Annotated in this window: 6 protein-coding genes and 1 pseudogene; 3 read left to right on the forward strand and 4 right to left on the reverse strand. The window is 59.2% G+C overall.

Annotated features, from left to right (window positions below; translation table 11 throughout):
- Window positions 1–59: 59 nt before the first annotated feature.
- The 4 genes from ACVWXZ_RS11170 to ACVWXZ_RS11185 all read right to left on the reverse strand — a co-directional run bounded on the left by ACVWXZ_RS11170 (window position 60) and on the right by ACVWXZ_RS11185 (window position 4,094).
- Window positions 60–1,196, reverse strand: coding sequence for an extracellular solute-binding protein (locus tag ACVWXZ_RS11170; RefSeq protein WP_457403817.1), 1,137 nt, complete (start codon window positions 1,194–1,196; stop codon window positions 60–62).
- Window positions 1,168–1,632 carry a Holliday junction resolvase RuvX gene (ruvX, locus tag ACVWXZ_RS11175; RefSeq protein WP_414331042.1) on the reverse strand — a complete coding sequence of 155 codons (465 nt, stop codon included), beginning with the start codon at window positions 1,630–1,632 and terminating at the stop codon, window positions 1,168–1,170. Before ruvX ends, ACVWXZ_RS11170 begins: the two co-directional genes overlap by 29 nt.
- Window positions 1,629–3,008, reverse strand: coding sequence for a DUF3084 domain-containing protein (locus tag ACVWXZ_RS11180; RefSeq protein ID WP_457403818.1), 1,380 nt, complete (start codon window positions 3,006–3,008; stop codon window positions 1,629–1,631). Before ACVWXZ_RS11180 ends, ruvX begins: the two co-directional genes overlap by 4 nt.
- Window positions 3,009–3,113: 105 nt before the next feature.
- On the reverse strand, window positions 3,114–4,094 hold the full coding sequence (locus ACVWXZ_RS11185; RefSeq protein ID WP_414331610.1) for an alpha-ketoacid dehydrogenase subunit beta: 981 nt from the start codon (window positions 4,092–4,094) through the stop codon (window positions 3,114–3,116).
- 183 nt (window positions 4,095–4,277) lie between these two features.
- Here ACVWXZ_RS11185 and pdxA point away from each other — a divergent pair, with 183 nt between their 5' ends.
- The 3 genes and pseudogenes from pdxA to ACVWXZ_RS11200 all read left to right on the forward strand — a co-directional run.
- Complete coding sequence (gene pdxA, locus ACVWXZ_RS11190) at window positions 4,278–5,366, forward strand: 4-hydroxythreonine-4-phosphate dehydrogenase PdxA (RefSeq protein ID WP_457403820.1); 1,089 nt, start codon at window positions 4,278–4,280, stop codon at window positions 5,364–5,366.
- Between the two features lie 29 nt (window positions 5,367–5,395).
- A complete protein-coding gene (locus ACVWXZ_RS11195; protein WP_457403824.1) occupies window positions 5,396–6,511 on the forward strand; it encodes an aldo/keto reductase in 1,116 nt (371 codons plus the stop codon).
- An 87-nt stretch (window positions 6,512–6,598) separates the two neighbouring features.
- A pseudogene (locus tag ACVWXZ_RS11200) lies at window positions 6,599–6,838 on the forward strand (hypothetical protein); the annotation flags it as partial.

Genomic DNA, 6,838 nt, shown 5'->3' on the forward strand with positions numbered 1-6,838 from the left:
GAAGCATTGCGGACCTTGACGAAGTGTTGCAGAGTGGAGGGCTCGCGCTCGCTGTGTTTCTACAAAAGGCCCCGCCGCATTTGATCCCAGAGGTTGAGATAGGACTCGGCTTCGGCTGAGCTCAGGGGGCGCCAGATCTCCGAGCGTTGCCAAGTGGAGATTTGCAAGTCGGCTCTGCGTTGCAGGCGTGGGGCAAGTTGAGCCAAATCCAGCGGCAAAACCGAAGGGATCCCGCTCAGATTGACCAAGCGGGGGGCAAATTCAGGATTCAAGACAAAATCAAGCCAGTCAGCCAACAGGGATCCGGAATCTGTCTGGGTTGATTCTGTGTGGGCATGGTCTTCGACGTGGGGTCGCACCCAGACATCCCACCAGATGGCGGATCCGGAGGCCGGGATCACCACTGCCAGCTCAGGGTAGTTGGCTTGGGTGGCGTAGAGATCCTGCGACCAGCCCACGGCCACCCAGCTATCGGCCAAGCGCAAGATGGGCAGGTAGTCAGAAGAGGTGTAAGTTAAAACCTGGCGATGCAGGGATCCCAGCTCTTGCCGTAATTCCACATCCTCAGGGTTGAGGGGATCGTTGTAGGAGCGGCCCATTTTCTTTAGGGTTAGCCCAATCACCTCCCGCGGATGATCCGGCAGAGTCAGTTTGCCGGCCAGCTCAGGCCGCCACAGATCCGCCCAGTCCCGAATGGGCTCCCTCACCCGATCCCGGCGGTAGGCAATGGCCGTTACCCCCCAGCGCCAGGGCACACCCCAAATCTGCCCCTCCCGGAGTGCCGCAGCTTGCCAACGGGGATCCAGATTCTGCCATCGTTCTCCCAACAGGCTTGCCGGCAGAGGAGCCAGCCAACCGGCAGCTATGGCCCGATCCAAAGCGTCGGCCCCCAACAAACTCAAAGCCGCCACCGGCAGCCGCCGCCGGAACCATCCCCCCGGATCCCACCAGGCTGCATCAGCCGGCTGGACGCTTTGCTGCAGATAGGCCAACAACTGATCCCGCTCATCCAACAGTTGCAGCCGAAAGCGGGCCTGAGTCCTGCGGCGAAACTCGTTGAGCAAACTGGCGGGGATCCCTTGCTTGAGCGCCACGACAAGAGGCAGGTGTGCATCCGGCCCCCCACATCCTGCCGCCATTAGCCCCAGCAGGATCCCCTGTAGAAGCTCACGTCGGCTCAGCCGTATCTCGCCCACGACAGTACCGCTCCACCAGAATGAGAGCCACCAGATCATCGTAAGCCTTGGCGGGCACCCGCATCCCCTTGGGCAACAGCCGCTCCCATCCCTGCGGTGGGTGAAAATCCCAGTAGCGCTGACGGGCCTCTTGGGAGCTGTGCCGCTCATCCACCAGGACAATCTGCTGCGGGGGGAGGATCGATTCCAGTTGAGACTTCCAGGCTTGGGCCGTCGTCTGATTGCCCAGGATCACTTGCTCCGCCTGAAACTGTTGCCGGAGCGTTTGTAGTCTAGACAGCGCTGCCGCGGAAGGGACCACCTCCCGGTGTAAAACCTTCAGCTCCGTTTGCGTAAACACCTGCACCACAGCAATGCCGCATTTGTCGCGCCCTGGGTCGAAACCGATCAGCACTCGTTGGCCCTTCAGTCTTGCCGGGTGGAGTGGATCCGTCATCCCTCGGGACGCCCCGCCTGCTGAGCCCCAGAAGAGCCGGGTTGACCGGAAGCTTCTGCCATCAGAAAACTCACCCGCAATGGCCCCGCTGTGTAGATGTCGGTGTCGGCAACTAGCTTCACATCCAGAGGGGTGGTGCTCTGGCGGAGATGCTGCACAACCTCCAGAAACTTGACCTGGGAGAACTCCCCCACAGTGCCGGTGATGGGATCGGAGAGGAGCCCCTCCTCTTGCGAGCGCTGATTGGCCTGGTTCAGCAGCCCCAGCAGTTGCTGTTGGATCTGATTTTCGCTCAAACCCGGTTGAATCACCCCGTGGGCCAGCACGGATCCCTTGGCGAAAATCCGCTGGTTGGGGTAAATCTGCACGAGCACAGGCACAGGCTCCCCCTTGAGCCGGTTGGTAACAGAGAGAATGCGCACCGCCCAGCTACCGGGTTCTCGCAACTTCTCCAAGGCTTGGTCGGCATCCTCCCGGCGGATCAAGATCGCGTTTTCCAGAGGGGGCATGGGCTGGGATCCAAGGGCAAGGGCCCGCTGTTCCGCCTGGGCCAAAAGGTGCTCAAACTGCCGCCGGATCGCCTCTGGTTTTGCCCCTCTTGGAGCCTCCACAACTCCTGTTGCCAAAACTTCCCCCGCCAAGATGGCCAGTTCCCCCCGCCGCAGCCGCACCGCCAATTGGTTGAGCTGCTCGATCTCCTGCTCAAGCTGGTTTTTCTGGTTCTCCAGTTGGGTTAAGGCCGCCTGCACCACATCCAGGGAGCGCTCCAGCTGATCCCGATCCAGTTGCAGGGCTTGTTTTTGCGACTCCAGGGTGGCGATCACCTGGCGGGCCGACTCCACCTCTGCCTTCACTGCCTCCAACTCGGCATGGGCTCGATCCAAACTGGGCTGCACCTTGGCCAGTTGCTCGTTGGCTGCCGCCAGCTTGGCCTCCGCCTCCTGCCGCTCCTGCAGCGCCACTGCCAGCTGATCGCGCACTTCGCTCAGGCGGGTTTGGGCTGCCGACTGCTGGCTGCGAAATTGGTCGAGATCCATCTTGAGGTGATCCCGCTCAACCCTGAGAGCGGCATTTTCCGCTTCCAAGAGGGCTTTTTGGCGGTTGAGGGCCCGCAGCTCTTGCTCCGCCTGGGCAATTTGGTTGGTGTAGCTGAACAGGGCCTCCGACAGAGAGCGGTTGAGGAGCAGCAGTGTGCCCAAAGTCAGGGCGGAGATGCTCACGCCGGTCACCACGGCCACCAGAATGGCGGTATGGCGGGGGCGCAGGTTAAACCAGGTAAGGCGCTTTTTGCCAATGCGGTAGCCCACCCGATCCCCAACAACGGCAATCAGGCCACTGACAACCAACATGTAGAGGATCAGCAGTACGCCTTGCATATTCGCGGATCCCTGCCATGGAAATCTTAGCAAGGTTGCCCTGAGGATTTTGCAAGTTGCTGGGAGATAGATTTCGGCGCTGTTTTGTAGGGATTTTTGGGGGTTCTAATCCGCGTAGAGGAGCCGCTCCACCGCCGCCACAATATCTGCAGGTTGCACGATGGTGGCCGCCTCCAGCGTGCCGTTGTAGGGGGTGGGAATGTCCTGCGAAGCCAAACGCATCACCGGCGCATCCAGCTCATCGAACAGTTCTTCCATGATGCGAGCTGTCAGTTCCGCCCCAATGCCACCCGATTTCATGTCTTCCTCAACAATGATCACCCGATGGGTTTTGCGCACCGAAGCGGCAATGGTTCCCATATCTAAAGGTTTCAGCGAGATTAAATCGATCACCTCAGGGTCGATCTCCTGCTGCACCAAAGTGTCCACGGCCTTGAGCACGTGGTAGCGCATGCGGGAGTAGGTGAGCAGGGTAACATCGGAGCCGGATCGGACGATTTCGGCTTTGTCCAGAGGCAAAAGGTATTCCTCTTCTGGCAGATCTTCTTTCAAGTTGTACAGGAGCACATGCTCGAAAAAGAGAACGGGGTTGTCGTCGCGGATGGCGGACTTGAGCAAGCCCTTGGCATTATAGGGAGTTGAACAGGCCACGATCTTAAGCCCGGGCACCGCTTGGAAGTAGGCCTCTAGCCGCTGCGAGTGTTCTGCTCCCAACTGACGACCCACCCCGCCCGGCCCGCGGATGACCATCGGGATCTTGAAATTGCCCCCGGAAGTGTAGCGCAGCATACCGGCATTGTTGGCAATTTGGTTGAAGGCCAGCAGCAGAAAGCCCATGTTCATCCCTTCCACCACCGGGCGCAAGCCGGTCATGGCTGCCCCGATGGCCAGGCCGGTGAAGCTGTTCTCGCAAATGGGGGTATCCAGCAGGCGCATCTCCCCGTACTTGCGATACAGGTCTTTGGTGACTTTGTAGGAGCCGCCGTAATGGCCGACATCTTCTCCCAAAACAAATACGTTGGGATCCCGGGCCATTTCTTCGTCGAGGGCAGCACGCAAGGCGTTGTAAAGGAATGTCTCGGCCATAGAGGTTCAATATCGCTAAACCCTCATTAAACCATTTTGCCGGCATGGATCCCCTTGCAGCTGACTGGATAGGCTGAGCTCAGCATTCTGGCTCAAAGGGATGGCGACCTTCCCCACAGCTTTCCTCAGCACTCTCTTTCCCCTGCAAAATGGAGATCATCTGTCTTCTCAAGAAAAGACACCATGAGCCTTGCACTGCCCAAACTGGCGCTGACCTTGGGGGATCCCGCGGGAATTGGGCCGGAAATTGTGCTCAAGGCGCTGGCGGATCCTGAGGTGCAGTCTTGCGCCCACATCACGGTTGTAGGGGATCGGCAGGTTCTAGAAGCCACCTATCGCCTGCTGAGAGATCGGTCGCCGGCTCCATTGGCCCATCCGGCAGGGATCCCGATGCTGGAATGCGACACAGGCTTTCGGTTACAGCCTGGCTGTATTGGTCAAGGGGATGCTGACAGTGGTGGGGTCAGTTTTGTTTACCTGAAAACGGCAATCGAACAGACGCTGCGGGGCGAGTTTCAGGGGATCGTGACAGCGCCCATCGCCAAGTATCTCTGGCATCGAGCCGGCCATCGGTTCCCTGGTCAAACAGAAGTTTTGGCCCAGCTGAGTCGGTCTGAGCACTACGGGATGATGTTTGTTGCCCGTTCCCCCCACAGCGGTTGGCAGATGCGGGTTTTGCTGGCCACCACCCATATTCCCCTCGGCCAAGTGCCCACCGTGCTGACTCCAGAGCGGGTGCGGACAAAGCTGAATGTGCTGGTGGGATCCCTGCGCCACACCTTTGGGATCCGGGATCCTGTGATTGCAGTAGCCGGCCTGAATCCCCATGCCGGCGAACAGGGGCAACTGGGATCGGAGGAAAAAGAATGGCTGACCGAGCTGCTGCGCACCTATGCCCACGCCCAAATTTGGGGGCCGCTTCCCCCCGACACCATGTGGCTGGCTCCCGCGCAAGCCTGGCATGGCCAGGGATCCCCAACTGTGGCAGATGCCTACTTGGCTCTCTATCATGATCAGGGCTTGATCCCGGTGAAGATGCTGGCTTTTGACCGGGCAGTCAACCTGACAATTGGGTTGCCTTTTGTTCGCACCTCTCCCGATCATGGCACCGCCTTCGACATTGCCGGCCAAGGGGTGGCCCGATGCGAGAGCCTCAAGCAGGCGATCCTGCTGGCGGCAGAACTGCTGGGCAAAAACCCCCAATCCCCTGAGGGAAATGCCGTCTGTACCCGACAATCTGAGGCCGTTTCTCGTTTCCAGGGGGTGGCTTGATGGAAGTTGCCGGTGCTACCTCAACCGCAATGCTCTACCGTCGCTTTGGGCGCACCCAACAGCTGGTCTCGGTTTTTTCTCTGGGCAGCATGCGCTTGGTCAATGTGCCCAGGGATCAAGCTCAGGCAACCGTTGAGGCAGCCCTAGCCGCAGGGATCAACCACATCGAAACGGCTCAGGCTTATGGCCATGCCGAGGTGCTCTTGGGCGAGATTTTGCAAACCCTGCCCTTTTCACGCCATCAGTTGATTCTGACCAGCAAACTCACTCCCACAGATGGGTTGCGAGAGCGGCTTCAGGGATCCCTGCGCCGTCTGCGGGTGGATTACCTGGATCAATTTGCCTTTCATGGCATCAACCTGCCGGAACATCTGGAGTGGGTGCTGCAGAAAGGGTTGCCGATTCTCCAGCAGCTCCAGCAAGAAGGCTGGGTGCGCTACATTGGTTTTTCCACCCATGGATCCCTGGAGTTAATTTTGCAGGCCATCCAGACAGGATGCTTTGACTTTGTTAATTTGCACTATCACTTTTTCCAACAGCGCAATGCACCGGCCCTAGAAGCGGCTGCCCAGCAAGATATGGGCGTGTTCATCATTTCTCCTGCCGATAAAGGGGGAATGCTCTATCGCCCGCCCCAACACCTGCAGGAGTGCTGTGCACCTTTCAGCCCCTTGGAGTTTGCCTATCGTTTTTTGCTGGCGGATCCCCGTGTTCACACCCTCAGCCTGGGCATCACTCATCCTGAGGAGCTACAGGTGGCCTTGTCGGCTTTACAGGATCCCGACCGTTGGTGGGTGGATGGCCCTCAGATTCAGGAGCGGTTGCGCCAAGCCGAGCAGGAACGCTTGGGATCCAGCCGCTGCACCCAGTGCTACGCCTGCCTGCCCTGCCCAGAAGGGATCCACATTCCCGAAGTGCTGCGTTTGCGCAACTTGGCCATTGCCCACGAGATGACGGAGTTTGCCCAGTACCGCTACAACATGTTCGGCCAAGCTGGGCATTGGTTTCCGGGGTCACTTGCCGACCGCTGTACCGAATGCGGTGACTGCTTACCCCGCTGCCCAGAACATCTGCCTATCCCGGAGTTGCTGGCCGAAGCCCACCAGTTGCTGCATCGCTCTCCAATCCGGCGGCTCTGGGAATGACCATTCCCCCTATCCTGTTTGGCAGAGCTCAACTTCGTTTATGATCGGTTGCAGTTTGTCAAGAGACTCACAAGGCGAGGCATCAGGGTGAATAGTCAGAGCCAAGACCGCTTAGACCGAGTGGAGCAACTGCTGGCTTGGACGGCTGAACAGACTGCTGCCAACAGCCGAGAAATCCGGGAGCTCTGCCAATCCGTCCAGGAGCTGCGTCAGTCCATCCAAGAAAGCCGCACCCAGTCTGCCGAGGAGAACGCCGCCCGTCTGCGGGAAATCGAGGAGCTGCGTCAGTCCATCCAAGAAAGCCGCGCCCAGTCTGCCGAGGAGAAC

This window comes from Thermostichus sp. MS-CIW-38 (genome assembly GCF_054058415.1).